Annotated in this window: 24 protein-coding genes; 15 read left to right on the top strand and 9 right to left on the bottom strand. The window is 44.5% G+C overall.

Annotation, left to right across the window (positions count from 1 at the left end; translation table 11 throughout):
• Window positions 1–2 precede the first annotated feature (2 nt).
• Together U2P89_RS02480 and U2P89_RS02485 are read left to right on the top strand one after the other, a co-directional pair.
• Window positions 3–1,082 (top strand): bifunctional 3-deoxy-7-phosphoheptulonate synthase/chorismate mutase type II, encoded by a 1,080-nt coding sequence (locus U2P89_RS02480; RefSeq protein ID WP_091908252.1) that lies wholly within the window; start codon window positions 3–5, stop codon window positions 1,080–1,082.
• Window positions 1,083–1,192: 110 nt separating this feature from the next.
• The gene (locus tag U2P89_RS02485) at window positions 1,193–1,966 is read left to right on the top strand and encodes a prephenate dehydrogenase/arogenate dehydrogenase family protein (protein WP_076931814.1); all 774 of its coding nucleotides are present in this window, start codon (window positions 1,193–1,195) and stop codon (window positions 1,964–1,966) included.
• On the opposite strand, the gene U2P89_RS02490 is transcribed toward U2P89_RS02485, so the two are convergent.
• The 3 genes from U2P89_RS02490 to tgt form a co-directional block, all read right to left on the bottom strand.
• Window positions 1,899–2,771, bottom strand: a complete 873-nt coding sequence (locus U2P89_RS02490; protein WP_313379713.1) for a peptidylprolyl isomerase — start codon at window positions 2,769–2,771, stop codon at window positions 1,899–1,901. The genes U2P89_RS02485 and U2P89_RS02490 overlap by 68 nt on opposite strands.
• 160 nt (window positions 2,772–2,931) lie before the next feature.
• Window positions 2,932–4,032: an LptF/LptG family permease gene (locus U2P89_RS02495; protein WP_416188605.1), complete on the bottom strand. Its 1,101-nt coding sequence runs from the start codon at window positions 4,030–4,032 to the stop codon at window positions 2,932–2,934.
• The gene (gene tgt / locus U2P89_RS02500; protein ID WP_091908254.1) at window positions 4,029–5,159 is read right to left on the bottom strand and encodes a tRNA guanosine(34) transglycosylase Tgt; all 1,131 of its coding nucleotides are present in this window, start codon (window positions 5,157–5,159) and stop codon (window positions 4,029–4,031) included. The genes U2P89_RS02495 and tgt overlap by 4 nt, the downstream gene beginning before the upstream one ends.
• Before the next feature lie 288 nt (window positions 5,160–5,447).
• Between tgt and lipA the strand changes: the two genes are divergently transcribed.
• From lipA to U2P89_RS02565, 13 genes are all read left to right on the top strand, one after another.
• Window positions 5,448–6,311 carry a lipoyl synthase gene (lipA, locus tag U2P89_RS02505; RefSeq protein ID WP_091908256.1) on the top strand — a complete coding sequence of 288 codons (864 nt, stop codon included), beginning with the start codon at window positions 5,448–5,450 and terminating at the stop codon, window positions 6,309–6,311.
• A 78-nt stretch (window positions 6,312–6,389) separates the two neighbouring features.
• A complete protein-coding gene (gene lipB / locus U2P89_RS02510) occupies window positions 6,390–7,088 on the top strand; it encodes a lipoyl(octanoyl) transferase LipB (RefSeq protein ID WP_076931818.1) in 699 nt (232 codons plus the stop codon).
• A gap of 81 nt (window positions 7,089–7,169) precedes the next feature.
• The gene (locus U2P89_RS02515) at window positions 7,170–8,165 is read left to right on the top strand and encodes an AAA family ATPase (protein WP_322190532.1); all 996 of its coding nucleotides are present in this window, start codon (window positions 7,170–7,172) and stop codon (window positions 8,163–8,165) included.
• A gap of 21 nt (window positions 8,166–8,186) precedes the next feature.
• Complete coding sequence (locus U2P89_RS02520) at window positions 8,187–9,056, top strand: DUF58 domain-containing protein (protein WP_322190533.1); 870 nt, start codon at window positions 8,187–8,189, stop codon at window positions 9,054–9,056.
• Window positions 9,057–9,058: 2 nt separating this feature from the next.
• Window positions 9,059–10,132, top strand: coding sequence for a hypothetical protein (locus U2P89_RS02525; protein ID WP_313379709.1), 1,074 nt, complete (start codon window positions 9,059–9,061; stop codon window positions 10,130–10,132).
• A 2-nt stretch (window positions 10,133–10,134) separates the two neighbouring features.
• On the top strand, window positions 10,135–11,118 hold the full coding sequence (locus U2P89_RS02530; RefSeq protein ID WP_313379708.1) for a VWA domain-containing protein: 984 nt from the start codon (window positions 10,135–10,137) through the stop codon (window positions 11,116–11,118).
• Window positions 11,119–11,230: 112 nt separating this feature from the next.
• Complete coding sequence (locus tag U2P89_RS02535) at window positions 11,231–12,253, top strand: vWA domain-containing protein (protein WP_091908268.1); 1,023 nt, start codon at window positions 11,231–11,233, stop codon at window positions 12,251–12,253.
• Between the two features lie 77 nt (window positions 12,254–12,330).
• The gene (locus tag U2P89_RS02540; protein WP_322190534.1) at window positions 12,331–13,062 is read left to right on the top strand and encodes a tetratricopeptide repeat protein; all 732 of its coding nucleotides are present in this window, start codon (window positions 12,331–12,333) and stop codon (window positions 13,060–13,062) included.
• A gap of 124 nt (window positions 13,063–13,186) precedes the next feature.
• Window positions 13,187–15,025: a BatD family protein gene (locus U2P89_RS02545; protein WP_091908270.1), complete on the top strand. Its 1,839-nt coding sequence runs from the start codon at window positions 13,187–13,189 to the stop codon at window positions 15,023–15,025.
• A gap of 177 nt (window positions 15,026–15,202) precedes the next feature.
• Entirely contained in the window at window positions 15,203–16,036 is an 834-nt protein-coding gene (locus U2P89_RS02550; RefSeq protein ID WP_091908272.1) for a tetratricopeptide repeat protein, read from the top strand.
• A gap of 109 nt (window positions 16,037–16,145) precedes the next feature.
• Window positions 16,146–16,844, top strand: coding sequence for a phosphatase PAP2 family protein (locus U2P89_RS02555; RefSeq protein WP_091908274.1), 699 nt, complete (start codon window positions 16,146–16,148; stop codon window positions 16,842–16,844).
• Between the two features lie 135 nt (window positions 16,845–16,979).
• Complete coding sequence (locus U2P89_RS02560) at window positions 16,980–17,270, top strand: DNA-binding protein (RefSeq protein ID WP_076931826.1); 291 nt, start codon at window positions 16,980–16,982, stop codon at window positions 17,268–17,270.
• Window positions 17,271–17,386: 116 nt separating this feature from the next.
• Entirely contained in the window at window positions 17,387–18,532 is a 1,146-nt protein-coding gene (locus tag U2P89_RS02565; protein ID WP_322190535.1) for a universal stress protein, read from the top strand.
• A gap of 69 nt (window positions 18,533–18,601) precedes the next feature.
• Here the strand turns inward: U2P89_RS02565 and U2P89_RS02570 are convergent, their stop codons facing one another.
• The 6 genes from U2P89_RS02570 to U2P89_RS02595 form a co-directional block, all read right to left on the bottom strand.
• Window positions 18,602–19,111, bottom strand: coding sequence for an OmpH family outer membrane protein (locus U2P89_RS02570; RefSeq protein WP_313379701.1), 510 nt, complete (start codon window positions 19,109–19,111; stop codon window positions 18,602–18,604).
• A gap of 69 nt (window positions 19,112–19,180) precedes the next feature.
• Complete coding sequence (locus U2P89_RS02575) at window positions 19,181–19,693, bottom strand: OmpH family outer membrane protein (protein WP_322190536.1); 513 nt, start codon at window positions 19,691–19,693, stop codon at window positions 19,181–19,183.
• 197 nt (window positions 19,694–19,890) lie between these two features.
• Window positions 19,891–22,575, bottom strand: coding sequence for a BamA/OMP85 family outer membrane protein (locus U2P89_RS02580; RefSeq protein WP_091908280.1), 2,685 nt, complete (start codon window positions 22,573–22,575; stop codon window positions 19,891–19,893).
• A gap of 44 nt (window positions 22,576–22,619) precedes the next feature.
• Window positions 22,620–23,369, bottom strand: coding sequence for an isoprenyl transferase (locus U2P89_RS02585; RefSeq protein WP_076932334.1), 750 nt, complete (start codon window positions 23,367–23,369; stop codon window positions 22,620–22,622).
• A gap of 19 nt (window positions 23,370–23,388) precedes the next feature.
• Window positions 23,389–24,096, bottom strand: coding sequence for a DUF6089 family protein (locus U2P89_RS02590; RefSeq protein ID WP_322190537.1), 708 nt, complete (start codon window positions 24,094–24,096; stop codon window positions 23,389–23,391).
• Between the two features lie 64 nt (window positions 24,097–24,160).
• Window positions 24,161–25,510, bottom strand: a complete 1,350-nt coding sequence (locus U2P89_RS02595; protein ID WP_091908282.1) for a DUF6242 domain-containing protein — start codon at window positions 25,508–25,510, stop codon at window positions 24,161–24,163.
• Window positions 25,511–25,534: the final 24 nt, after the last annotated feature.

The raw sequence follows: 25,534 nt of genomic DNA on the forward strand, positions 1-25,534 counted from the left end.
ATATGGAATTTGAATCAATCTTGTTACCAGGCATTGACGATAAGAGGCCTCTTGTGATCGCCGGCCCTTGTAGTGCGGAAACAGAAGAACAGGTGATGGCCACTGCCCGCCAGTTGGCAGATAATGGAGTAAAAATATACAGGGCAGGCGTGTGGAAACCAAGAACCAAACCGGGCGGATTTGAAGGAATAGGCAGTCCGGCTCTTGGATGGATGATGCAGGCCAAAAAGGAAACCGGCATGTATATGTCGACCGAAGTGGCCACCGAAAAACATGTCTATGAATCCTTAAAATATGGGATCGACATGTTATGGATTGGCGCCAGGACAGCAGCAAATCCTTTTGCAGTACAGGAAATTGCTGATACGCTCAAAGGGGTGGATATCCCCATATTGATAAAAAATCCAGTCAATCCCGACCTGGAATTGTGGATCGGTGCTTTGGAACGATTGTACAACGCAGGGATAAAGAAGTTGGGGGTGATCCACCGTGGGTTCAGTACTCCCGACAAGACCATCTATCGTAATTTGCCGCAGTGGCATATTCCTATCGAGCTGAAACGCCGTTTTCCTACGTTGCCCATTATCTGTGACCCGAGCCATATCGGTGGCGCACGCAATCTGATATCAAAGTTAAGTCAACAGGCAATGGACCTGAATTACTCGGGGTTGATCATAGAGTCGCACTGTTCTCCGGACGAAGCATGGAGTGATAAGGCACAACAAGTCACACCCGCCACCCTGAAAGAGATACTCGACAACCTTGTGATCCGCGATACGATACAGACTACGGAAGATCTCTCCGACTTGCGCGAACAGATCGACGAACTGGACAATGAACTATTACAACTGCTGGCCAAACGGATGCGGGTATCAAGGGAGATCGGACAATACAAACTGGAACACCATATGCCGATCTTGCAGACACAACGGTATGACCAGATACTGACTGATCGGGCAGCGCAGGGCGAACGGATGGAAATGTCGGGCGACTTTGTCAAAAAAGTTTTGGAAGCCATCCACTCAGAATCAGTCCGTCAACAGATGGTGATTATGGAGAGAGTAAAATCGAATAAAGATTAATAAGACAAACAACGTTCAACGAAACGAAGTGTAGTTAAATATGCCAATCCCGATAAATCGGGACAAGTAGCGACTAATGTAATTAATTGGTAATTAGTAATTTCAATAGTATGAAGATATTAATTCTCGGAGCCGGCAAGATGGGGTCGTTTTTTGCCGATGTGCTTAGTTTTGACCACGAAGTGGCAGTACTGGATCCCGATCCTCTAAAATTGAGATTCATCTATAATACGCAACGGATGACCGACGCTACCGAAGTAAAAGATTTTGCACCGGAACTGGTGATCAATGCCGCTACGCTGAAGTATACCATTCCGGCATTCCATAACGTATTGCCATATCTGCCGGAGACTTGTATCCTGAGCGATATCGCTTCGGTGAAAACAGGATTAGAGGAGTTCTACAGGGAACGTACCCGCCCGTATGTTTCCACCCATCCCATGTTCGGCCCTACTTTTGCGAGCCTTAACGACCTGAGTAGAGAAAGCGCCATCATTATTTCGGAGTCGTCGCATATGGGAAAGGTCTTTTTCAGGGATCTGTACCATCGACTGAAGCTCAACGTGTTTGAATATTCGTTCCAGGAACATGACGAAACCATTGCCTACTCTCTCTCTATCCCCTTTGCTTCGACATTGGTGTTTGCTTCCGTAATGAAACATCAGGATGCGCCGGGGACGACCTTTAAAAAGCATATGAATATTGCACAGGGCTTACTCTCGGAAGACGATTACCTCCTAACGGAAATCCTTTTTAATCCGCATACATCGAAGCAATTGGAAAATATCAGGATGAAACTGCGCGAATTGCTCGATATTATCGGGGAGAAAGATTCCGATAAAATGAAAGCATTTCTGACCGGGGTAAGGAAGAATATTGAGTGATTGCATAGATTCTTATAATCTTGGCATCAGTTTTGGGACGACTGTTCTCATCGACCGGCAGGGCCGCGATCTTATCGATCACTTCAAGTCCTTCGGTCACCTCTCCAAAGACAGTATAGGAACCATCCAGACGATCTATGCCGCCAAGGGTAGTGTATGCCTCTTTCAACTCCTGGGGGAGGAAGAATTTTCCGGGAGCTATCGCGTAGAGGGAATCCACGACGTTTAAAAGCGAATCTAAAAGGGCATTGAATCCACCGGCATCGTTTGCCGCTTTCAGTTCATCGAGCTTCTCTTTATGCGGCAGATAATGGGTACGGATAATTTCGTTCTTGATAGGTACATTCACAGCCATCTCCATTGAGTCGAGCCGTCCCTGTGTATAAATCCTTCCTTGTACGATATAGATCTGTGAAGCATCTGATTTTTTCTGCGGATTTTCGTTGTCACCTCTTCTTGGAGCAGCGAGCGCCCCTTTTTTATGAAACCTGTTTTCCCGAAATTCAGGCATCAACTCCATATCAGTACGTCCACCTCCAATCCGGGCACCTGACGGGGCATCACGGGAATCCTGTGCCCCTCCCTGTATTACGAAATCCTCTACTACCCTGTGAAAGAGGGTACCATCGAAATAACCTTCCTTTATCAGTTTCAGATAATGATTGCTATGTACGGGCGTATCATCATATAGCATTGCTTTCATTGTCCCATAATTGGTCTCAATGACAATGACCGGATAGTTTGCCTGTGCATTGGACTGCCATGCCACTGCGATTAAAATAAAAATCAGTATGTTACGTATCATAATTTCAGTAAACTAAAAACTAAAAGTGAAATTTCTTTACATCTAAACTTCTCATTCAATCTCATTCAATCTCACTCAATCTCATTATTCACATTGGCATATTGATATCACCACATTGTTAAATCATTACTACCGGTTCCGACTTGTCGGGATCAACAAATCAATTCGGCGCTCTCTTATACAGATACAACGCGATACCGGTAAAAATAATATTTGGAATCCAGGCAGCAATAAACGGGCTCATTCCCCCTTTCACGGCAAAAGTGGAACTCACAGTCATGAAAAGGATATAAGCCATGCTCAGCGCCAGCCCGATACCAATATTAAGTCCCATTCCCCCTTTTACTTTCCTCGCCGAGATCGCTGCGCCGATAATGGTGAGGATAAATGCCGAGAATACAGAGGCTATCCGTGAGTGATACTCTATCTGGAATGCCTGTATATTTCCAAATCCCCGTTCCTTTTGACTCTGGATGTAACTGCGTAGTTGAGGCGAAGTCATCATTTGCTGGTCTGTCTTGGCAATAATAAAATCGTTGGGTACAATCTGTAAAGTGGTGTCTATAGACGTACCTTTGGTAATTATCTCTTTCAATCCTTCGAAACGCCTGATCTGGTAATTGCTGATAGTCCAGTGATAGGCAGAGTCGTAACGGATAGATTGTGCTGTGAGCCTTGATGTTAATTGAAGGCTGTCGAAATGATCCATAGAGAAATTATATCCCGTGTTGGTGGTCATGTCAAAATTACCAAAATAAACGATGGTTTGCGGTCCTATCCTGAACTGGATATCGCGATCGCCCGTCACCTTGCCCCGGGGATTCACATAGGTTTGTTCAAATTCAATACGTGTGGCATTGGCAGGAGGGATAATATAACTCCCGAAGACAAAAGAAAAAACAGCAATCACTAAAGCAGACACCATATAGGGTTTTATCAACCGCTTAAAACCTATACCGTTTGAAAGGATAGCAATGATCTCGGAATTATTCGCCATCTTGGAAGTAAAAAAGATTACGGCGAGGAAGACGAACAGTGGGCTGAACAGGTTAGTATAGTAAGGGATGAAATTGAGATAATAATCGAAGACAATGGCTTGCAGCGATGCGTTGTTGGTCATGAACTTATCGATCTTCTCGTTGATGTCAAACACCACTGCAATAGAGATAATCAGGGCAATCATAAAGATATAAGTACCCAGGAACTTTTTAATGATATATCTGTCGAGTCGTTTTAACTTAAGAAATTCTATATTACTCATAATCTTCTGGTTACATTTTCGAGTATCATCGGCTTCCATTCCGAAAAATCACCGGCGATGATATGTTTCCTTGCCTCCTGTACCAGCCATATATAGAAAGCCAAGTTGTGGATAGATGCAATTTGTAATCCCAATATCTCGTTGACATTGATGAGATGTCGCAGATAGGCTTTGCTGTACAGGGTATCTACAAACGATGCGCCATCTTCTTCGATGGGAGAGAAATCATTCTTCCACCGTTCGTTACGCATGTTCATCACTCCCTGTTTAGTGAAGATCTGACCATTGCGTCCGTTACGTGTCGGCATGATACAGTCAAACATATCTACACCCCGCTCAATGGCTTCCAGAATATTCTCGGGCTTGCCCACTCCCATCAGGTAACGCGGCTTGCCCTTGGGTAAGATCTCATTGACCAGTTCTACCATCTCGTACATCTTTTCGGTGGGTTCACCGACCGCTAATCCTCCGATAGCATTCCCATCCGCACCTTTAGCTGCCACATTTTCAGCGGCACGGCGTCTCAGGTCGGGATATACACAACCCTGTACGATGGGAAAAAGGGTCTGCCGGTGTCCGTAGGGACATTCCGTCTCCCGGAAACGGGCCAGACAGCGGTCGAGCCACCGTTCTGTGAGATCGAGTGACTTTTTCGCGTAATCGTAATCGGCATCCCCCGGAGTGCATTCATCGAACGCCATCATGATATCGGCTCCGATGATCCGTTGGATGTCGACTGCCTTTTCTGGCGTGAAGAAATGTCTTGAACCATCGATATGTGATTGGAACTCTGCTCCTTCTTCCGAGAGCTTCCGGTTCTCGGTCAACGAGAACACTTGAAATCCACCACTGTCAGTAAGCATGGGCTTGTTCCAGCTGTTGAACCGGTGTAGTCCCCCCGCCTGTTGCAGGATATCAAGCCCCGGACGCAGGTAAAGATGATAGGTATTGCCCAGGATAATCTGTGCTCCGATATCCTCTTTCAACTCACTGACATGAACAGCTTTTACACTCCCTACAGTACCTACCGGCATAAATACCGGGGTCTCCACCTCTCCATGGTCAGTGGATATAATACCCGCCCGGGCACTTGATCCGGGATCTGTATGTAATAATCGAAAATCCAATATAATCCGCTCTAACTGAGTTTAGGGGACAAAGATAAAAAATTAATCTTTTAGTTTTCAGTTTTTAGTTTAAACAGTCTTGGTTCTCTTAAGAAACAAAAGTTTCAACGCATTTTTTGAACGGCGACAATGTTCTGGAATGCTTGGTCCTAAAAATAATTTAGCAAATACCCGAATAAAATAGTATTTTTGTTTTCTGTATAACATTAAAAAAAATCACTTTTTCATTGTATCGCAGAAAAATATGATTTTAGTCTGCCTGGTACAACGAATGAAATTAATAAAAATATGGATAGCAAGCCTGAATTAATGACTAGAAAGCCTGATTGGCTCAAAATATCGCTTCCTCAGGGGAAGCAATACCTGGATGTAAGAGAGATCATTGCAAGGAAGGGATTGCATACAATTTGCGTAAGCGGAAAATGCCCTAACTTGTCGGAATGCTGGGGCAGAGGAACCGCTTCTTTTATGATCCTCGGCGATGTCTGTACCCGTGCATGCAGATTCTGTTCTGTGAAAACGGGAAGCCCACAGGGAATTGTGGATTGGAATGAACCTGATCGTCTGGCAGAGAGTATTGAGAAGATGAACCTGAAGCATTGCGTGATCACAAGCGTGGATAGGGACGACCTTCCCGACCTCGGGGCGGAATTTTGGGCGACCACAATCAGACGTGTCAAAGAAAGAAATCCGGACGTGACACTCGAAACACTCATCCCTGATTTCAACGGGATTGAGGAATTGATTTATAAAGTGATCGATACGGGTCCCGAAATCATTTCGCATAATATGGAGACGGTAAGGCGACTCACACCGAAGGTGCGTAGCCGTGCCAAATATGATGTCAGCCTCAAAACGATAGAAACCATTGCTAAAAGCGGTAAGGCCAAGCCCAAGTCAGGGATCATGGTGGGTCTGGGAGAGACCGAAGAAGAAATACTGGAGACGATGGACGACCTGATCAACGTAGGATGCCAGGTGCTCACTATCGGACAGTATCTGCAACCTACCAGAAAACATCTGACGGTGAAAGAATTTGTAACGCCGGAGCAGTTCCGGAAATACAAGGTTATAGGCCTGGAGAAAGGATTTAAGTTCGTGGAAAGTGGACCATTGGTGCGTTCTTCCTACCATGCGGAGAAACATGTTTGATGTGCCGATGATTCAATGAGACAATGAGACTAACGTGGTTAAACGATTTGATAACCTCAAAATCTTGATTTTTGAATAATGAATAAAGTGATATTTGAAAATCTCGGATCGGGCCGTTACAAGGAAACGTGGGATTATCAGGAAAAGCTGTTCGAATCGGTAGTCCGGGCGAAATCGGAAAAGAAGGAAGAGAAAGAACAGTACCTCCTTTTTTGCGAGCATGAACATGTGTACACCCTGGGGAAACATGGCGATAAACAGAACCTGCTTATCGCCAACCACGTCTGTAAGAGTAAAAATATCGACCTGCATACTATTGACCGGGGCGGGGATATCACCTACCATGGTCCGGGACAGTTGGTCGTTTACCCGATCATCGACCTGGAGGCATTCGGAATGGGAATAAAAAAATATATATCCACACTGGAGGATGTGGTAATCGATATGCTGGACACCTACGGTATCAAAGGAGAAAAGGATGATAAGGCAATGGGGGTATGGATTGATGCTGCCGATCGGGCCAAATCGAGGAAGATCTGTGCCATTGGTGTGCGGGCAAGCCATTTCGTGACGATGCACGGCCTGGCGCTTAACATCAATACCGACCTCTCCTATTTTAATTATATCAATCCCTGCGGTTTCAGGGATCGGGGTGTGACCTCCATACAGAAAGAGCTGGGGCATGAAGTCGACTTTGAAGAGGTTTCCGACCGGATGAAAGAAGCTTTCGTCAATCGCTTCGAAATGGAGTTATCCTACAGGCTTAAACATTTTTAACCCCTAAACTGTAAGAAACCTCTTTAACATTTCTAATTTTGTAAGTCGAAAAAAAAATCTACCTATCAATAATAAAAAAATATGAGCCAAGTTGTCGATATTAAGGAGCTAAATGAGAGAATAGAGCAAAAGAGCGGCTTCGTCCAGACACTCGTTACCGGGATGAATCAGGTGATCGTGGGACAGAAGCACTTAGTGGAGTCGCTGCTGATCGGATTATTATCAGACGGGCATATCCTTCTGGAGGGGGTGCCCGGATTAGCAAAAACACTGGCTATCAAAACGCTGGCTCAACTGATCGATGCAAATTACAGCCGGATCCAGTTTACTCCCGACCTGTTGCCTGCCGACGTGATCGGAACCATGATCTACAGCCAACGCAATGAGGAGTTCCAAGTAAAACACGGTCCCATCTTCGCCAATTTCGTGTTGGCAGATGAAATAAACCGTGCTCCCGCCAAAGTGCAGAGTTCATTGCTCGAAGCGATGCAGGAACGCCATGTTACCATTGGCGAGCAGACCTATAAATTACCAAATCCTTTTCTGGTAATGGCTACCCAGAACCCTATCGAACAGGAAGGGACCTATCCTCTACCTGAAGCGCAGGTAGACCGTTTTATGCTGAAGGTGATCATTTCTTATCCTTCGAAAGAGGAGGAGAAGCAGATCATCCGGCAAAATATTTTCGAGCCGGTTGCCATCGATAAAGCAGTCATCTCTACTGAAGCCATCTTAGAGGCACGGAAAGTGGTGAGGGAGGTGTATATCGATGAAAAGATCAGTAAGTATATTGTAGATATTGTGTTTGCCTCCCGTTTCCCCGACCAGTTCGGCATGGCAAACCTGAAAGAGATGATCGGGTTTGGGGCATCACCCCGTGCCTCCATCAACCTGGCGTTGGCCGCTCGTGCTTTCGCGTTTATCAAACGTCGCGGCTATGTAATCCCGGAAGATATCCGTGCGGTGTGCCATGATGTACTTCGTCATCGTATCGGCCTTACCTATGAAGCGGAAGCCAACAACATGACTTCCGAAGAGATTGTCAGCGAAATTCTGAACAGGGTAGAGGTGCCGTAAAGAATAAAGGCAGGAGACTAAATGGAGACGACCGACCTACTTAAAAAAGTACGACATATAGAGATAAAGGCGCGAGGCCTTTCGCGGAATATCTTCGCGGGAGAGTACCATTCCGCGTTCAAGGGGCGTGGTATGGCTTTCTCTGAGGTTCGGGAGTACCAGTACGGGGACGATATGCGTGATATCGACTGGAATGTGACGGCCCGGTACAACCGACCCTATATCAAAATATTTGAAGAGGAACGGGAGTTGACCGTGATGCTGCTGATCGATGTGTCGGAAAGTCTTGGCTTTGGCTCACAATCACTGTTGAAACGTGATATAGTAGCGGAAATCGCGGCAACGCTGGCATTCTCTGCCATCCAGAACAATGATAAGATTGGAGTGATTTTCTTTACCGACAAGGTAGAGAAATTTATCCCTCCCAAAAAAGGAAGAAAACATATCCTTTATATTATTCGTGAAATCCTGGGCTTTAAACCTGAAGGGAACGGTACAGACCTTAACGTGACCCTGCGCTACATGACCAACGCTATCAAGAAGCGGTGTACCGCTTTCCTGATATCGGACTTCATTGATGCAGGCGATTATAAACAAGCGCTTCGGATTGCAGCCAGGAAGTATGATGTGGCGGCTATCCAGGTGTACGACAAGCTGAGTACCGAATTACAACCGGTCGGCCTGATGAAAGTCAGGGATCCCGAAACGGGAGAAGAGCGATGGATCAACACATCCTCAAAAAAGGTAAGGGACCGCTACCGTTCCTGGTGGAGCGACCTGCAGGTGTCGATGAACAATGCCTTCCGGCAGAGTGGTGTAGACAGTGTGTCGGTCTCTACCGAAAGCGATTATGTGAAATTGTTACTGCAATTATTTAAACAAAGAAAGTAACTTTGATACGGAAAAAACTACATATCATCCCGATCCATAGGGCAGCCGCGGTTGCCCTATGCCTTATATCCATCACTTCCCTTGTTGCACAAAAGGCTTCGGTACAGGCAACAGTGCAGCCTACTGAAATTATGATCGGCGAACAGGCGTTAATCAACCTTAAAGTAATTACCCCAAAAGATAAGGTCATCCATTTTCCGGTGTATGAAAAGGAGATAGTGCCCGGTATTGAAGTAATTACTATGTTGCCTCCCGACACCATCATCGAGAACAACGTGATGACACTCAACTTCAAGTACGTGGTCACTTCATTTGATTCTACCTTGTACCATATACCCCATATTCCCTTTTTCGATGGAACGGATACCATTTACTCCAACTCATTCGGATTAAAGGTTACTTCTCCGGAACTCTCCGATTCCACATTGGCTTATCTGGAAAAGATTAACACGGGAGAAACGGACTCCATCGATTTCAAACAATTACAACTTAATGATATAAAACCGGTACGAAAAGCTCCGTTCGTATGGACAGATTATCTGTGGATACTCTGGATTGCGATGGGAGCAATACTGGTACTTGGGCTAATTGGTTTTATCATCTATCTTGTACTGAAGAAAAAGAAAAAAGGGTATTTCTTTAAACCGCCGCAAGTGTTGCCGGCACATGTGCGTGCGCTCTCTGAACTGGACAAACTCAAAACTGAAAAAATATGGCAACAAGGCAGGGAGAAAGATTTTTACAGCAAGCTGACGGATGTCCTTCGTACTTATATCTATGAAAGGGAAGGAATCAACGCAATGGAGATGACTTCCGGAGAGATCCTGAATGAGATTCGCAAAACCACGGATATAGAATCGACGTATGATAACCTCAAGCAGATCCTGTCGACTGCCGATCTGGTAAAATTTGCAAAGTATAAACCCTATCCTGATGAAAATGACCTGAGTCTGGTGAACGCCTATTTCTTTGTGAATCAGACCCGGGAACCCGATCCTGTTGAGAAAGAAGAGGAGCCTAAGAATGATAAAGAGAGAGGAAACAGTCCGGATAACAGTATTAAAAAAAGTAAGTGAGAATGGAATTTCTGCATCCTGAATATCTATATCTGTTGTTGCTGATTATCCCACTGAGTGTGTGGTACGTGCTGCGCCTGTCAAAGACACAGGCTTCCTTTAAGTTGGCCTCTACCAGCGCTTTCGGGGGAATGAAATCCGACTTTAGGGTTTATATGCGGCACCTTCCGTTTGTATTGAGGATGATCTCTGTGGCGTTGATTATCGTTATAATTGCCCGGCCACAATCAGTTAACAGCTGGGAAGAGACAGAAACACAAGGCATCGATATTGTACTGGCATTGGATGTGTCAGGATCCATGCTTGCACAAGACCTACAGCCTGATCGTCTGCAGGCTGCAAAAAAAGTAGCTTCTGAATTTATTGCAGACCGTCCTAACGATAATATAGGTTTAGTGATTTTTGCCGGTGAAAGCTTTACGCAATGTCCGCTCACAACTGACCATAAGATATTATTGAACCTGCTCAACGAGGTAGAGTACGAAATGATAGAAGACGGTACAGCTATTGGACTGGGACTGGCTACTTCTGTCAACAGACTGAAAGATAGCCAATCCGAATCACGTGTGGTAATCCTGCTGACCGATGGGACAAATAATAGAGGACAGATCGCTCCACTTACCGCTGCCGATCTGGCGCGTTCTTACGGTATCCGCGTCTACACGGTGGGAGTGGGAACCAAAGGGATGGCTCCTACCCCTGTGAATACGCCATACGGGGTCAGGATGCAAAATATGCAGGTGGACATCGACGAGAAGACACTGACTGAAATTGCCGCGATGACCGGGGGGCAATATTTCCGTGCGCAGGATACCGAAGGGCTCCGCCAGGTATATGATGAGATCGACGAGATGGAGAAGTACCTGATCAGTGTGCAGAATGTGACGCGCCGTAAGGAGTTGTTCCTCCCCTTTGCACTGGCGGCCCTGGGATTGATACTGTTGGAATTGTTATTACGAAGGACGTGGTTAAGGAGCGTGCCTTAAGGGAGTGAAAAAGGAAAAGTGAATAGTGAAAAGAGGGTTTGCCGAACGGGAATGGATTCCGCGAAGCGAAACAATTGATTGATAATAGTGAGATACAATATAAAAATAGGAAATGTTTAGATTCGGAAATCCGGAATATTTATGGTTGTTCTTCGCCATGCCCCTGTTGCTGGCGGTATACATCTATCTGAACATCAGGAAGCGTAAGGATGTCCAAAAATTGGGCAATCTCTCCACGCTTAAGATGATGATGCCCGAACTATCCCTGAAACGTTCCTACCTGAAATTCTGGCTGATTTTTGCAGCATTATGCGCCGGCATATTTATGATTGCCCGGCCACAATTCGGGATAAAGGTGGAAACAGTTGAAAAAGAAGGAATTGAATTGGTAATCGCAATTGACGTTTCCAATTCGATGTTAGCTGAAGATGTGTCACCGAATCGACTCGCACGGGCTAAACAGATCCTGTCGAGACTGATCGACCTGCGCAGGAATGATAAGGTAGCACTGATCGTATTCGCAGGAGAGGCATATGTACAAATGCCGCTGACATCCGATACCCAGTCGGCAAAAATTTTCCTCAATACCATCGATCCGAGCCTTGTCCCGATACAGGGCACTGCGATTGGACAGGCAATCAGCTTGGGGATGAGTTGCTTCTCCGGTGACCAGGAAATGAGCAAGGCCATGGTGATCATTACCGATGGTGAAGATCATGGGGGAAGCGCCGTCGATATTGCTGCAGAAGCGGCAAAAGCAGGTGTAATGATTAATCTGGTCGGGATCGGTTCCCCGGACGGTTCGCCAATACCTGCCACTGAATATGGAAGCAATTTTATGACCGATTCAGAAGGCAATGTAGTGGTCTCCCGTCTGAATGAACAGATGGCGATGGAGATAGCACAGAGCGGAGGAGGATTTTATGTCCGTGCCGATAATTCAAACAGTGCTGTCCGGGCGTTGGAAACACAACTCGATGAGTTGCAGACAGGCAAGACTACCAGCCTCACTTATTCGGAATATGATGAGAAATTTTCAATGCTCGCCTGGATAATACTTGTGATTCTGGTATTGGAGATACTTTTTTATGACAAGAAAAATCCGCTGTTCAGGAATGTGAGGGTTTTTAAGTGAAAGGTGGATGTGATGATTTGATAATTAGTAATTGGTAATTAGCAATTAGTAATTTTTAATCTACAAAGAATAATAGAATGAGCAGGTTTATTATAAGATATATATTGTTTCTTGTGGCGGGGGTGATGCTGCCAATAGCTGTCTCCGCACAAAAAGATGTCCGGAAGAACATCCGCAAAGGGAATAAGGAGTACCGACAGGAAAAATTCTCCGACGCGGTTAAATTCTACGAAAATGCGGTGGAAGAAAATGCGGCATCCAAAGAAGCGAATTTTAACCTTGGGAATGCCCTTTACCGGCAGAAAGAGTGGGATCAGGCTATTGAGAAGTATAACCATTACACCTCTTTAGAACAGGAAAAACCGGAGGAAGCCTCTGCTGCATGGCATAACATAGGGAATGCGATGCTGCAAAAGAAAGAGTTGCAAGGTTCAATGGAGGCCTATAAAATGGCATTGCGATTAAATCCCCAGGATGATGAAGCCCGCTATAACCTGGCAGTGGTACAGAAGATGATCCAGGATGAAGAGGAGCAGGGTGGCGGTGAACAGGATCAGCAGGAGGATCAGCAGGAACAACAACAAGAACAGCAACAACAGGAACAACAACCGCAACAGAATGACCAGAATCAGGAGAAACGTGCGGAACAACCCGACCAACCGGAACAGATGTCACGCGATAATGCCCGACAACTGCTTCAGGCGATAGAACAGGATGAAAGAGAGACCCAGGAAAAGGTCCAACAGATAAAGGCTAAGGAAAGAGAGGAGCAGGCTGAGAATAACAGGAGGAATAATAAGAATTGGTAAAAAAATAATTGATGAATATGCTAATATGCCAAACAACGTTCAACGGAGTGAAGCGTAGTTAATGTGCCAATGAGTCGATATATTGATAAATTAAAAGTGAAGAATGAAAAATGAAATAAGCCCTATGAAGCGTATCTATATATTTTTTCTTCTTTTCGCTGTGTTGCTTACCGGTGCCGGAAAGGTGTCCGCCCAGGTAACATTCAAGGCCTCTGCTCCGGCGACTGTGGTTGAAGGGGAGCAGTTCAGGTTGAGCTATATCCTGAACAAGGAAGGGAAGGATATTCGCCTTCCGGAGATTCCCGATTTTGATGTATTGTTCGGTCCCAGTATATCCACCAGCTTCAGCCAACGGACGGTGAACGGCAAAACCACCTCTGAGAGTTCGGTTACTTATACCTATATCCTGATGGCAAAAAAAACGGGAACATTCACTATCCCCTCTGCCTCTATCAGGGTAGATGGGAGTAATTATGAATCCAATTCACTGCAAATAAAAGTGCTTCCTCCCGATGAATCATCATCGCAAGAGCCTGCCGCCGGCGGGGGAAGGGGTGAGGATCGCTCTTCCGGCACAGGGACTGCGACTGTCTCAGCCGATGATGCATTTATCAGGGCTATTGTCTCCAAGAACGACCCTTATGAACAGGAGGGATTCACTGTTACATTCCGGCTCTATACTATATTGAATCCGATCAATTACGGGAAAATACAGTTTCCCGAATTCGAAGGTTTTATGGTAGAAGAGATCGATCTACCGGCGAATCAGCAACTACAACTGGAGCGGTATAACGGAAGAAACTATTATACGGCCGATCTTCGTAAAACATTGCTGTTCCCTCAGCGGTCAGGACAGATCTCTATCCCGCGCGGAAGCCTGGAGATGGTCTTTTCTGTTCCGTCAGGGAGGAGGGTTTCCACCTTCTTCGGCACCCAGGAGGTGATGGTGGATGTAAAAAAAGAGTTGATCACCAATCCTTTGTCAATCAACGTAAAACCCCTCCCGGCCAACAGGCCTCCCAGCTACGCCAATGCGGTAGGTACTTTCACATTGAAATCCGGGATCAATTCTACAGCAGTAAAAGCCAATGAGGCGATCACCATTACATTGGAAATATCCGGGACAGGAAATATGAAACTGATCCGGAATCCTGAAATAGAATTCCCCAATAATTTTGAAGTATATGATCCTACAGTTACAAACTCCCTGAATGTAACTACTAACGGATTAACCGGAATCAGGAAGATAGAATATATGGCTATCCCCCGTTACGAAGGATCCTATACCCTACCTGCGGTAGAATTTACCTATTTTGACCCGGGCAAAAATAGGTACGAAACACTCACAGCACCGGAACAGAATTTGCAGATAGCAAAAGGAGATCCGGGTAGTAGTACGACCAGCACTTTTGTGAATCGCCAGGAGGTAAAGGTGGAACAGGATATACGCTTCTTGAAGACCGGTGAACCATCCTATCTTTCCGCCACAACCTTCTTCGTCGGCTCATTAAATTACTGGCTATGGTACCTGATCCCTCTACTGCTACTGATTGTGCTTTATATAATAAACCGGAAGCAGGCACGGGAAAATGCCAATGTGGCGTTGATGCGTACCCGGAAAGCGAATAAAATGGCTATCAAGAGGTTAAAAACAGCCAATAGGTATCTGAAAGAACAGGATAAAGAGCATTTTTATGATGAGGTGTTACGTGCAATATGGGGGTACTTCAGCGATAAACTTTCCATTCCGGTGGCACGCCTGTCAAAAAACAATATAGAAGAAGAACTGTCGCGAAAAGGCATCAGTGAACAGGTGGCGGGTAAGTTTATTGAGATCCTCGATACCTGCGAATTTGCACGGTATGCCCCTGCCGAAAGTAACGCCGAGATGGACCGTATCTACAACGATACGATGAAAGCGATTGAAGATATGGAAAACAAACTGAGAAAGGTGGGAAAGTGAAAAAGTGGAAAGGTTGATTTGTTGATCCCGACAAGTCGGAACCGGTAATGATAATTTAACGATGTGATGATATCAATATGCCAATGTGAATAATGAGATTGAGTGAGATTGAATGAGATTGAATGAGAAGTTTAGATGTAAAGAAATTTCACTTTTAGTTTTTAGTTTACTGAAATTATGATACGGAATATATTCATTTTTATATTGACCCTATATTGTGGCGTGGAGATGGTGTCGGGACAAGAGATAGTCGGCGATACGGTCCCGAATCCGGCCAATACAGCAGTAGAACTATCTGCACCGGCATCTCAAGATATGCCGGAGGCTGCCGCCCAGGCATATCGCAGCCAGAACTATAAAGAAAGTATAGCGCTTTATGAAGAACTTATTGCGCAGGGAATGGCTGACGACAAAGTATCAGCACAACTCTATTACAATCTGGGTAATGCCTACTTTCGGGATAACCAACTGGGAAAAGCAATCCTCTGTTACGAAAGGGCATTGCTCCTTGATCCGGGTGATGGTGATATCCGGCATAATCTCCGGTTTGCGCAGAATCGTACAGTAGACCGTATCGACACAGCAGCCAATCTCTTTCTTACCAACTGGTTCAGAGGTGTCAGGAATGTGTTCAGTTCCAACCAGTGGGCTATCACAGGTATTATCCTCTTTATCCTATTTCTGGCTTGTGTGGCTGTTTATCTTTTCATACGCCTACTCTGGGCAAGGAAGGCTGCTTTTTATACAGGTATCGTAATTCTTCTATTGATGATTGGGGCAAATATTTTTGCATTTAGCCAAAAAAGTGAGCGTACACGCAGGGACTCCGCCATCGTAATGGCAGGGGCTGCTTCAGTCAATGCTTCGCCCGATACCAATAGTAATCAACTTTTTGAATTGCATGAAGGCACGAAGGTGAAAATCAGAAATAGGGATGGCAATTGGCTTGAAATTCAGATTTCCGACGGCAGCATAGGTTGGATTCGCCAACAGGATGTGGACATAATATAGTGGAAAGGAGCCTGGGTGGTTAAGTGGTTAGGTGGGATGAGAATTGAAAGTCGAAAATGGAAAATAGATTGATATGGAACTTTGAATCTTGAATTTGAAATTTAAAAATATGAAAGATTTTATAGAGGGACTACTTCCCGCGGAACGCGATCTCTTTTTTGCCATGAATGGCAGCGATTCACTGTTTCTGGATAATGTGATGTGGACAATCAGTGGCCGGTTCATCTGGATTCCGGTATTCCTTTTCATCCTCTTCATCTTTTTTTACCGTGCACGCCGTAACGAAGCGATTTTAGTCTCCCTCTTCCTCATTCTTGTATTTGTTGCAACAGACCAGATCTCATCCTCCTTTTTCAAACCCTTCTTTGAACGCTTTCGGCCTACCCATCATCCCGACTTCAGGGATATGGTAGACATTATCAATGGCTACAGGGGCGGCAGATATGGTTTTATTTCAGGACATGCTACCAACAGTTTTGGATTGGCCGTGTTTCTTTCGTTAGTGTTCCGGAACCCTTTAGTGACATTCAGCACACTGCTATGGGCTACAATTAACAGTTATACCCGTATCTACCTGGGTGTACATTTTATTTCGGATATCTTGGCCGGAATGATTGTAGGGACGTTTGTCGCCTTACTCTTATATGCGATCTATGCAGCGTTGAGAAAAGCCATTATCCACCCGCCACTATCCCGGAGGGTGAGTGCTTACGGTAAGAAAGAGGGTACAACACTAGCCGCTTTCGTCATCTTATATCTGGCCATTATTACTATTTTTAGTCCTTTTTTAGCAACTTTACCCCATTGAAGATGTTATAAGAATAAGGACAGGATATTTTCGCAAAGATTTTAATACAAAAAATTTGCTTTCTCTGTTTTTTTGTGTATGTTTATGGCAGAAATAGATTACCAAATGTATTATTAATATAAAAAATAAAAAGCCATGGCAAGAACAATCACTTTTAACGAGTTAAGAGAACTGAAAGACAAACTGCCTGACGGTAGTATCCACCGGATAGCCGAGGAATTGGATATGAAACCCGAAACCGTGAGGAATTATTTTGGTGGATACAACTACAAGGAAGGCAGAAGTGTGGGAATACATATTGAACCAGGGCCCAATGGCGGCATTGTGGTGCTTGATGATACTACCATCTTTGACAAGGCACTGAGCATTCTCGGCCTTAAGGATTATCCCGAACCCGACTCGGTAGAAACAGAAGAGGTAGAATAAAATGTAAACCCATTATTGATCACTTACCGGTGCAATATTGGGTTTTTTTATCTTTAGATTATTAACACAGGTATTTGTGGGAATTGACACCCTTGAATACCTAAAACGATGACAGTATGGGAAAGGATAAAAAAGACAGCAGTTCATACGACGAAAAGCTGGTTACCGTTGCCATCCATACGTATGATAAAGCGCATATATTAAAATCAATCCTTGAGTCAGAAGGAATTCCGGCGGTCATTCACGGTATAAAATTGATCGATCCGGTAATCCCTGGCAATGTGCGGGTACGGATCAATGAGAGCGACCTCTCCAGGGCACTACAAATTATTGAAGATGTCGATTTCTCATCGGGTATGGAAAGTGAGAATCAGAAAAAGACAAAGAAGGAGATTCTCATTCCAGTGGATTTTTCCGATTATTCGCAGGTAGCATGTGAATTCGGGTTTCGGCTGGCACGTGATATGGATTGTAAAGTAAAATTACTTCACGCATTCTTTACTCCCTTTTATCCTGCATCAGTTCCTTTTGGAGATACTTTCACCCTACAGACAACCGACAAAGATCTGTTTCAGGATGTTAGAAACAGGACAGAGAGAGAGATGCAGAATCTGGTAGAGAAGATTGAAAACAGGATTGCTTCCGGTGCCATACCCCAGGTATCCTACAGTACTGCCCTGGTGGAAGGACTACCTGAAGAGGAGATCATCACTTATTCCAAAAAGATACGTCCGACTGCCATAGTAATGGGTACCAGAGGAAAAAATGCCAAGGAACTGGATCTTATCGGCAGCGTGACGGCAGAAGTGATGGAGGGCTGCAGGACACCTGTTTTTGCAATTCCTGAAGGAGCTAAGATAAGAAGTATTTCAGAAATGAAAACCATTGTCTTTCTTACCAACTTCCAGGAACGTGAGTTCAAGGCGTTCGATATCATGATGAAATTTTTGAAACCCTATCCGGTAAAAGTCTATCTGGCACATATTGCCAAGAAGGAGGATGTGTGGAACGAAATCAAGTTATCGGGAGTACAAAAGCGTTTTTCCGACCTTTATCCACACTTGCAGATCGAATATAAACTGATCGACCAGAATGAGGGACTGGAGGTAACACTCGATAAATTCGCGGAGACAAATAATGTTGATATGATATCCCTGTCGAGTTCACGCCGCAATATCTTTGCAAGGATATTCAACCCCGGAATTGCGAGGAGAATGATATTCCATTCCGATACACCACTACTGGTGATCAAGGGGATGTAAGAAGTCAAAAAAGGGTTCCTCGCGCGAAGAACCCTTTTTGTGGAATTTACCTGTGTGTATCTATCTGTCCTATTTGATACCCAATTTTGTTTTTACCTGCGGTGTGGCATCAACCGCCGAAGGGCTAAAATAAATAATGGGCGACTGCATGGAGGAAATGTCATACACAAAGGTGTAATTGTTCTCATCCCCTATCGCTTTGATAGCCTCAAATATCTTTCTGTTCACCGGTTCGAGCAGTTTCTGTTGTAATTGCTGAAATTCCTGCTGGCCATTCTGCATATAGGTCTGATACCTTTCATAAAGCTGTGCTATTTGTTTTTGCTGGTCTTGTTTTGCAGCTTCAGATGCAGCCGGATTAGTCTCAAATTCTTCCTGTTTCTTGTTGAATTCTTCCTCCAGCGCCTGCATATTTTTCCTGATCTCTTCCTGCTTGCCGGAGAGTTGGGTCTCAATACCGGAAATTTCAGGCATAGCAGCAAAAATCTCCTGTACATTCACGGTGGCGATTTTCACTTCTTGTGCCATGGCCGCCAATGGAGCCAAAGCAATAAACAAAATCAATAATTTCTTTAACATGATTACTATTTTTCTATTTTTTAAGTTGGTAATTCGATAAAAATCGGCTACAAAGATAATCTATTTATTTTAATAACCTAACCTTGAGAGTACCTGATCACTGATATCGATACTGGGGGAAGCAAAAATGATCGATGTAGCTGAAGCCCTGTCCACTACGATAGTATATCCCGATTCTGTAGAAACTGCTTTCACAGCCTCATAGATATCATCCTGTATAGGCTTGACAAGCTCTTCCTGTTTTTTGAATAACTCACCCTGTGGCCCAAAATATTTATTTCTGAGTTCCTGAATAGCATTTTCTTTTGCCACAATTTCGTTTTCCCGTTTCGTTTTTTCATTTCCACGCAGGGTTGCTAAATCAGCCTGGTATTTCTTATACATGGCATCGACAGTCTCCACCTCTTTATCTATCTCACTCTGCCACTGTGTTGAGAAAGACTCAAGCTGCTTGTTTGCACTTTCATAAGAAGGAATTCTCTTCAGAATATACTCCATATCGATCAGTGCATACTTCTGGGCATAAGTGTTCCCCACTGCTAACGCCATAAATATTCCTATTAAAAAAAATATTTTCTTCATATGATTCTATTTTTTATTCCACATTCCAAATCTCAGATCTCAAATCCAATCTCTATGTTCTTTTCTAAAGACGGTCTTATAGATGAAACGTTTACAGGTATCTTAATAAATTATGTTAAACGCCGCCATGTCATACCGGGTTTCCATCAGGGTAACAAGCCTTTCAGCTATTTTATCCCAATCCTTTAGGTAGCCGGTTAAAATTCCTGCCCGATAATAAAGTGGAACTGGCTCCCTCCTCTCTCTCTTGAACCCCGACCGTATACCGTATCAAATCCATATGCCCAGTCTATCCCCATCAAGCCGATCATCGGAAGGAAAATACGTGCTCCTACGCCGGCAGAACGTTTTAGGTCGAAAGGATTGATATCTTTCACTTGCCACCATGCATTTCCCGCTTCGAGGAATGCTATCCCGTAGATAGTGGAATTGGGTTCCAGGATAAACGGATAGCGTAATTCCAGGCCGAGACGTGTATAAGCACGTGCCTGCTGGGCAATTGAGTTATTTTCATATCCACGCAATGCTATATTCTCGGTAGCGAAGGTAGTGGTATAACCCGTCATTCCATCACCTCCCACATCGAATGTTTCAAATGGAGTCTGCTTGTTTTTGTTATAGTGCCCCAATATTCCGAACTCGACCCTGGTGGCCATTACCGGTGTTCTTTTAACTGTCAGGGGGGTCAGTGGAGTGAAAGTACGCACTTTCAATTTCCATTTATGATACTCGTTCCATCTGTATTTTGCCGGATCGGAGTCAGACATCTTGGTGTAGTCATTGCCATCCCACAATGAGAAAGGAGGCGTAGCACTGACATTTAAAGTGAATTGGGAACCAACACGTGTATAGATAGGGCTGTCGGTAGAGGTACGCGAAAGCGTTAATCCCAGTGTTATACTATTACTGTTCCCTGTCTGGAACGGGAAATAGTTGTATCTCCAGTTTTTCAGTGCGTAAAGCTGGTATCCTAATTCCGCCATAAACTGGAAATAATCGTCCGGCCATTCAAGCCGTTTTCCATATCCCAGGGAAGCACCCACCATATTGAATACCTGGTTCGGGTCATAGCTGTACTCCATTGCATCCTGGTAATAACCGCCACCATAGCCACCATATCCGTAACCGCCATAACCGCCATAACCGCCATAACCACCGTAGGGATATCCGTACATGTAGGGATTGGAGTACATGTTCTGGCTGTAATACCGTTCGTTCAACCCGGTCATTCTCGAATAATAAACATTGAATGAAAGGTGGTTGGGCCTCTTCCCTCCAAACCAGGGTTCAATAAATTGAAACTGATAGGATTGATAATATTGACCGTTGGTCTGCGCACTCAACACCAGAGTCTGTCCCTCCCCCTGAGGAATGATTCCTCTGTGCATAGAAGGATTCAACAGGTTTTGCAGCGAGAAGTTGTTCAGGCGTAAACTGAGCTTGCCCACCAATCCGGTCACACCCCATCCGGCCGAAAATTCGATCTGGTCGTTTCCTTTAGATGTCAACGGATAGGTAATATCCACGGTTCCGTCTTCAGGATTGGGATTGATCCCTCCTGAGATATCGGCAGAGAGGGCTTCAGGATCGAAGTGCCCTGTCTGCGCAATTTCACGAACAGAACGCAAAAGGTCGTCCTTGCTGAATACCGCGCCCGGTTTTGTGCGTAGTTCACGGCGGATGATATCTTCATAGAGACGGTCGTTCCCTTGAATGATTACCCTTTTGATAGTAGCTTTGGGGCCTTCGATCACACGAAGTTCAAGGTCTACCGAGTCATTCTCTATATTGATCTCTATCGGATCTATACGGGAGAATAAATAACCGTTATTCTGGTACAGGTTGACAGCCGCGTCTTCATCGCTATTCAACCTCTCTTGTAATTTCTTCTGGTTATATACGTCGCCGGAGGACATATTGAGGAGTTGCTCCAACTGGGAAGAAGGATAATGGGTATTTCCCACCCAGTTGATGGAACGGATATGATAGAGTGGCCCTTCTTCGAGTTCGATATCTATATTTACCGTTTTTTCGTCGTGCTTGTAAACCGAGTCGCGAATAATTTCCGCATCGCGGTATCCCTCTTCGTGATATTTCCCGATGAGGTTATTCTTATCTTCCTTATAAAGGTCTTCCACAAATTTTTTGGTACGGAAGAGGTTGATCAGTTTTCCCTTCTCGTTGGTTTTCTTCATTGCCCATTTCAATTTGCGGTCTGAAAGTGCTTCATTCCCCGTAATATTGATACTGTTGACCTTCAGTTTCTCCTTCTTGTCGACCTCAATTTCCAGTACTACCTGATTTTTTTGGGTGGGATCAGGGCGTTGCATAATTCTCACTTCCGCATCACCAAACCCTTTCTCAGAGAAGAAGTTTTTAATGATCACTTCCGCACGCGATATCTGGGGAGGGGTAATTTGATTTCCCTTGACAACTCCTAGTTTTTTCTCAATATCATCCTGTTCACTCTTTTTCATGCCGATATAGCGGATATCGCTTACCCTTGGCCGGTCAGTCAAACGCAATTCCAACCAGACACTGTCTCCCTCCACCTTGGTCTGCAATATTTTTATATCTGAAAAGAGCCCATGCCGCCAGAATTTTTTGACGACATTGGATAGTTCATCACCTGGGATTTGGATCTGCTGCCCTTTGGACAACCCGGAAAATCCTACGAGGGTAAACTTCTGCTCCTCATACATGGTTCCTTCCACACCCGTCACATCGATATCGGCTATATAGTATTTCTTGGGGGCAGCCGTATAGTTCACGGGAGGTACGTCCGGGGTAGACGAAGGGATGGTGTCATTGGTTTGTGCCATTGACACAAACTGCGACAACATGATAAATAACAGAAGTAAATAAGATATTCTCTTCAACATTGTGATATTTTTCTTTTCTCTGACTCTCGTTCAGTGGAGAACTGTTATTGTGCACTCTCTATTTGCTCACTGGTCTTTCCGAATCTCCTTTCCCGTCCCTGGTATCCGATGATTGCTTCGTACAAGGCATCCTCACCAAAATCGGGCCAGAAAGTATCGGTAAAATAAAATTCTGCATAAGCACATTGCCATAACAGGAAATTGCTTATCCGCTGTTCGCCCCCGGTCCGTATCAGCAGGTCGGGATCGGGAATACCCCGGGTAGTAAGATAACCTGCAAAGGTCTCTTCATCAATATCTCCTTCCGGTAAAACTCCTTTTACTACATCTGCGGCGATCCTCCCGGCTGCTGTGGTTAATTCCCATTTCGATGAGTAACTAAGCGCAAGCACTAAAGTAACTCCTGTCCCTTCCGCTGTTTCCCGGATACATTCTTCCAATGCAGTACGGGCATACCCGGGAAGGCGGTTCATATCTCCGATCGTGCGGATCCTGACTCCGTTCCTCTTAAGGTCGGCAGTTTCCCTTGAAATGGCATATACCATCAAATCCATCAATCCCTTTACCTCTTCGGTGGGACGACTCCAGTTTTCTGTGGAGAATGCATAGAGTGTAAGGTACTGTATCGACGCTTTCGATGCGGCCTCCACCACTCTTTTTATTGCATTCACCCCTTCTCTATGTCCTTCTCCCCGCTCCAGTCCTCTGGCTTTTGCCCATCGACCGTTGCCATCCATAATAATGGCGATATGGGCAGGCAGGCGGTTTTTGTCTATCTTGTCAATCAACGACATCTTCTTTATGTCTGAATTGTTAATTCCCATGACAAGGATCTTCACGCATACTGAATTCCCAAGTCAAAAAAATCATTGTGAATGAGTACCAGTCCTTGTTTTTAAGGAAACTGCCTTCAATGCTGAAAGGATTGTCCAGATTCCATCCGGTGGTTTTCTCAGTAACATCGAAATCGTCACCAAACAGTTTTCGCATCGAAAACTCAATGCCGATATTCATTCTGTTTTTTAATTTATACTTAAATCCCATTCCAACAGGGATATTTGCACCTATAAATTTTTTATTTCCCTCCGCATAGGTGACACCCGCTCCTGTAAACAGGTAAGGAGTGTAGGGCCTTGTTCCGAGATAAGCATACTTATCGCTATACGGAAAAAAATTAAACTCTACCTGTGTACCCAACTCGGCCAGCGTACGTTGAAACGAGGCCTGCTGTGCATACGGAAAAGCATTGCCCGAATCATCACTTTTCCCTGAAACGTTGGCTATAAATATACCGGTTTTGATGCTCCAGAGAAAATTGGGGTTGTATCGAAACAAAAAACCTCCACTCAATCCGGGGTGAAGATAGAATTGGGTTTTGTTAGCATCACCCATATAAAATGAGGTGCCCGCAGCGCCACCAATTTCGTACTTATATTCCTGGGCACGGATATCCGCGGTGGGTATCATTATAAAGAGACTCATCACAAAAAGTGAGACAACGACAGATCTTTCAATTTTCATTCTGTTTGCGTATTATTGTCTCAACTCTAACGCAAATTTAGCACATAAATTGTGATTTTTTCTATCAATTCAGGGCAAACTTATTAAGCCTGCCTTTCCATATATCCACCAATTGGGTGTTGGATGAAGATATTCCGCCGAATATCCATATATTATTATCAGCATCAGTAATTACTGAGGTATTCGTTCTTGCTGTAAAATCTGCCGGTAAAGATTGATTCTCTTCTGCCTTGATCCAATCTACACCATAATTGTCAGAATACATCAGTATATTTTTCCCGTCCGATGATCTTGCTATCAGATAAGGCTTGTCGTCATAGAAAAACAGACTACTCCCCTTTAAATTACCCTCTTCCGGTCTTTTTGACGAAATATATTTAATAACATCCCCGTCTTCCTGCAGGATCCAGATATTGTTACTGAAAGCATTGTCAGAGGTGTTTCCCCCTGACAGAAAGATGAATTTGCTGGCATAGGAGGTACGGCTCTCAACCTTCATTGCTGAAAAATCTGTTATCGGCATATTGTCGGGCAAATCATTCATCAGGACAATATTCAAAAAACCGTTATTCGTCCGGGCAAACTTGACCTTTTCATCGTGAGTTACCGCCAGCAAAATATTACCTGGATCAGCAAATGGCAGTTCGCCATAAAGCGCTTTCACTTCATATTCTGTTTGCACCGCACTCCAGTCGGAACCGTCAGGAGATTGATAAACCGCACCTGTAGCTGCATCAAGCGCATAGATAAGATTTCCGGATGTAATAAATGATGAAAGGCGAAGAGTGTGGGGGATACCGGAAAGGTCGACTTTTCCCCATTTTGGGGTATCGGAAATGGCTGTTGAATCGGCCTTAATCTCCTCTCCCGATCGGTAATAGGTGTAAAACCGGTTGTTGTAGATGATTGTTGTTTGACTTTCTACCGATGAACCAAGGTAGTTTCCTGCAATTTTTTCCCAAATGAGGATATATGGATCTTCCTGATATATGTTCAGTTGAAAATCATAATTTTTTGATGTGACACCATCAGGAGCCGTAGTCTTGATTTTGCGTAATCTGGGGATGGCAATTGAATCCGATGCGTTCCATGCATATGTACTGTCAGGATCGAGGGTTAACTCTATCATTGAAAAAGCTAAACTGGTTGAACCGGTAAGCTTTAGCATGGCGCTATCCACGTGAAAACCGTAGGGAAGCGGTTCCCTGTTGTATAATTTCCCATTTACCTGGTCAATTGTAAAAACCACTCCGGGTAACAGGTTAGTGGTATCGGTCTTAGAGGCAATGGAGATAGCATATATTTGCGGATCAGTAGGATACTCCATATTGTTGTCGGATGAATTAAGACAAGAGGAAAACAACAATAGGTTCGCGATAAGTACCGATGCCCCAAGGAAATATTTAGATATCATTTGTTTCAAAAATATTGTACACCA

It is taken from the genome of Proteiniphilum sp. (assembly GCF_034331125.1).
In the GTDB taxonomy this organism is placed as follows: Bacteria; Bacteroidota; Bacteroidia; order Bacteroidales; family Dysgonomonadaceae; genus Proteiniphilum; species Proteiniphilum saccharofermentans.

Bases quoted from the DNA above. Each gene is read 5' to 3' on its own strand.
- U2P89_RS02480 (WP_091908252.1), top strand. From the start codon at position 3: ATGGAATTTGAATCAATCTTGTTACCAGGCATTGACGATAAGAGGCCT.
- U2P89_RS02485 (WP_076931814.1), top strand. From the start codon at position 1,193: ATGAAGATATTAATTCTCGGAGCCGGCAAGATGGGGTCGTTTTTTGCC.
- U2P89_RS02490 (WP_313379713.1), bottom strand. From the start codon at position 2,771: ATGATACGTAACATACTGATTTTTATTTTAATCGCAGTGGCATGGCAG.
- U2P89_RS02495 (WP_416188605.1), bottom strand. From the start codon at position 4,032: ATGAGTAATATAGAATTTCTTAAGTTAAAACGACTCGACAGATATATC.
- lipA (WP_091908256.1), top strand. From the start codon at position 5,448: ATGGATAGCAAGCCTGAATTAATGACTAGAAAGCCTGATTGGCTCAAA.
- lipB (WP_076931818.1), top strand. From the start codon at position 6,390: ATGAATAAAGTGATATTTGAAAATCTCGGATCGGGCCGTTACAAGGAA.
- U2P89_RS02515 (WP_322190532.1), top strand. From the start codon at position 7,170: ATGAGCCAAGTTGTCGATATTAAGGAGCTAAATGAGAGAATAGAGCAA.
- U2P89_RS02520 (WP_322190533.1), top strand. From the start codon at position 8,187: ATGGAGACGACCGACCTACTTAAAAAAGTACGACATATAGAGATAAAG.
- U2P89_RS02530 (WP_313379708.1), top strand. From the start codon at position 10,135: ATGGAATTTCTGCATCCTGAATATCTATATCTGTTGTTGCTGATTATC.
- U2P89_RS02535 (WP_091908268.1), top strand. From the start codon at position 11,231: ATGTTTAGATTCGGAAATCCGGAATATTTATGGTTGTTCTTCGCCATG.
- U2P89_RS02540 (WP_322190534.1), top strand. From the start codon at position 12,331: ATGAGCAGGTTTATTATAAGATATATATTGTTTCTTGTGGCGGGGGTG.
- U2P89_RS02545 (WP_091908270.1), top strand. From the start codon at position 13,187: ATGAAGCGTATCTATATATTTTTTCTTCTTTTCGCTGTGTTGCTTACC.
- U2P89_RS02550 (WP_091908272.1), top strand. From the start codon at position 15,203: ATGATACGGAATATATTCATTTTTATATTGACCCTATATTGTGGCGTG.
- U2P89_RS02555 (WP_091908274.1), top strand. From the start codon at position 16,146: ATGAAAGATTTTATAGAGGGACTACTTCCCGCGGAACGCGATCTCTTT.
- U2P89_RS02560 (WP_076931826.1), top strand. From the start codon at position 16,980: ATGGCAAGAACAATCACTTTTAACGAGTTAAGAGAACTGAAAGACAAA.
- U2P89_RS02565 (WP_322190535.1), top strand. From the start codon at position 17,387: ATGGGAAAGGATAAAAAAGACAGCAGTTCATACGACGAAAAGCTGGTT.
- U2P89_RS02570 (WP_313379701.1), bottom strand. From the start codon at position 19,111: ATGTTAAAGAAATTATTGATTTTGTTTATTGCTTTGGCTCCATTGGCG.
- U2P89_RS02575 (WP_322190536.1), bottom strand. From the start codon at position 19,693: ATGAAGAAAATATTTTTTTTAATAGGAATATTTATGGCGTTAGCAGTG.
- U2P89_RS02580 (WP_091908280.1), bottom strand. From the start codon at position 22,575: ATGTTGAAGAGAATATCTTATTTACTTCTGTTATTTATCATGTTGTCG.
- U2P89_RS02585 (WP_076932334.1), bottom strand. From the start codon at position 23,369: ATGTCGTTGATTGACAAGATAGACAAAAACCGCCTGCCTGCCCATATC.
- U2P89_RS02590 (WP_322190537.1), bottom strand. From the start codon at position 24,096: ATGAAAATTGAAAGATCTGTCGTTGTCTCACTTTTTGTGATGAGTCTC.
- U2P89_RS02595 (WP_091908282.1), bottom strand. From the start codon at position 25,510: ATGATATCTAAATATTTCCTTGGGGCATCGGTACTTATCGCGAACCTA.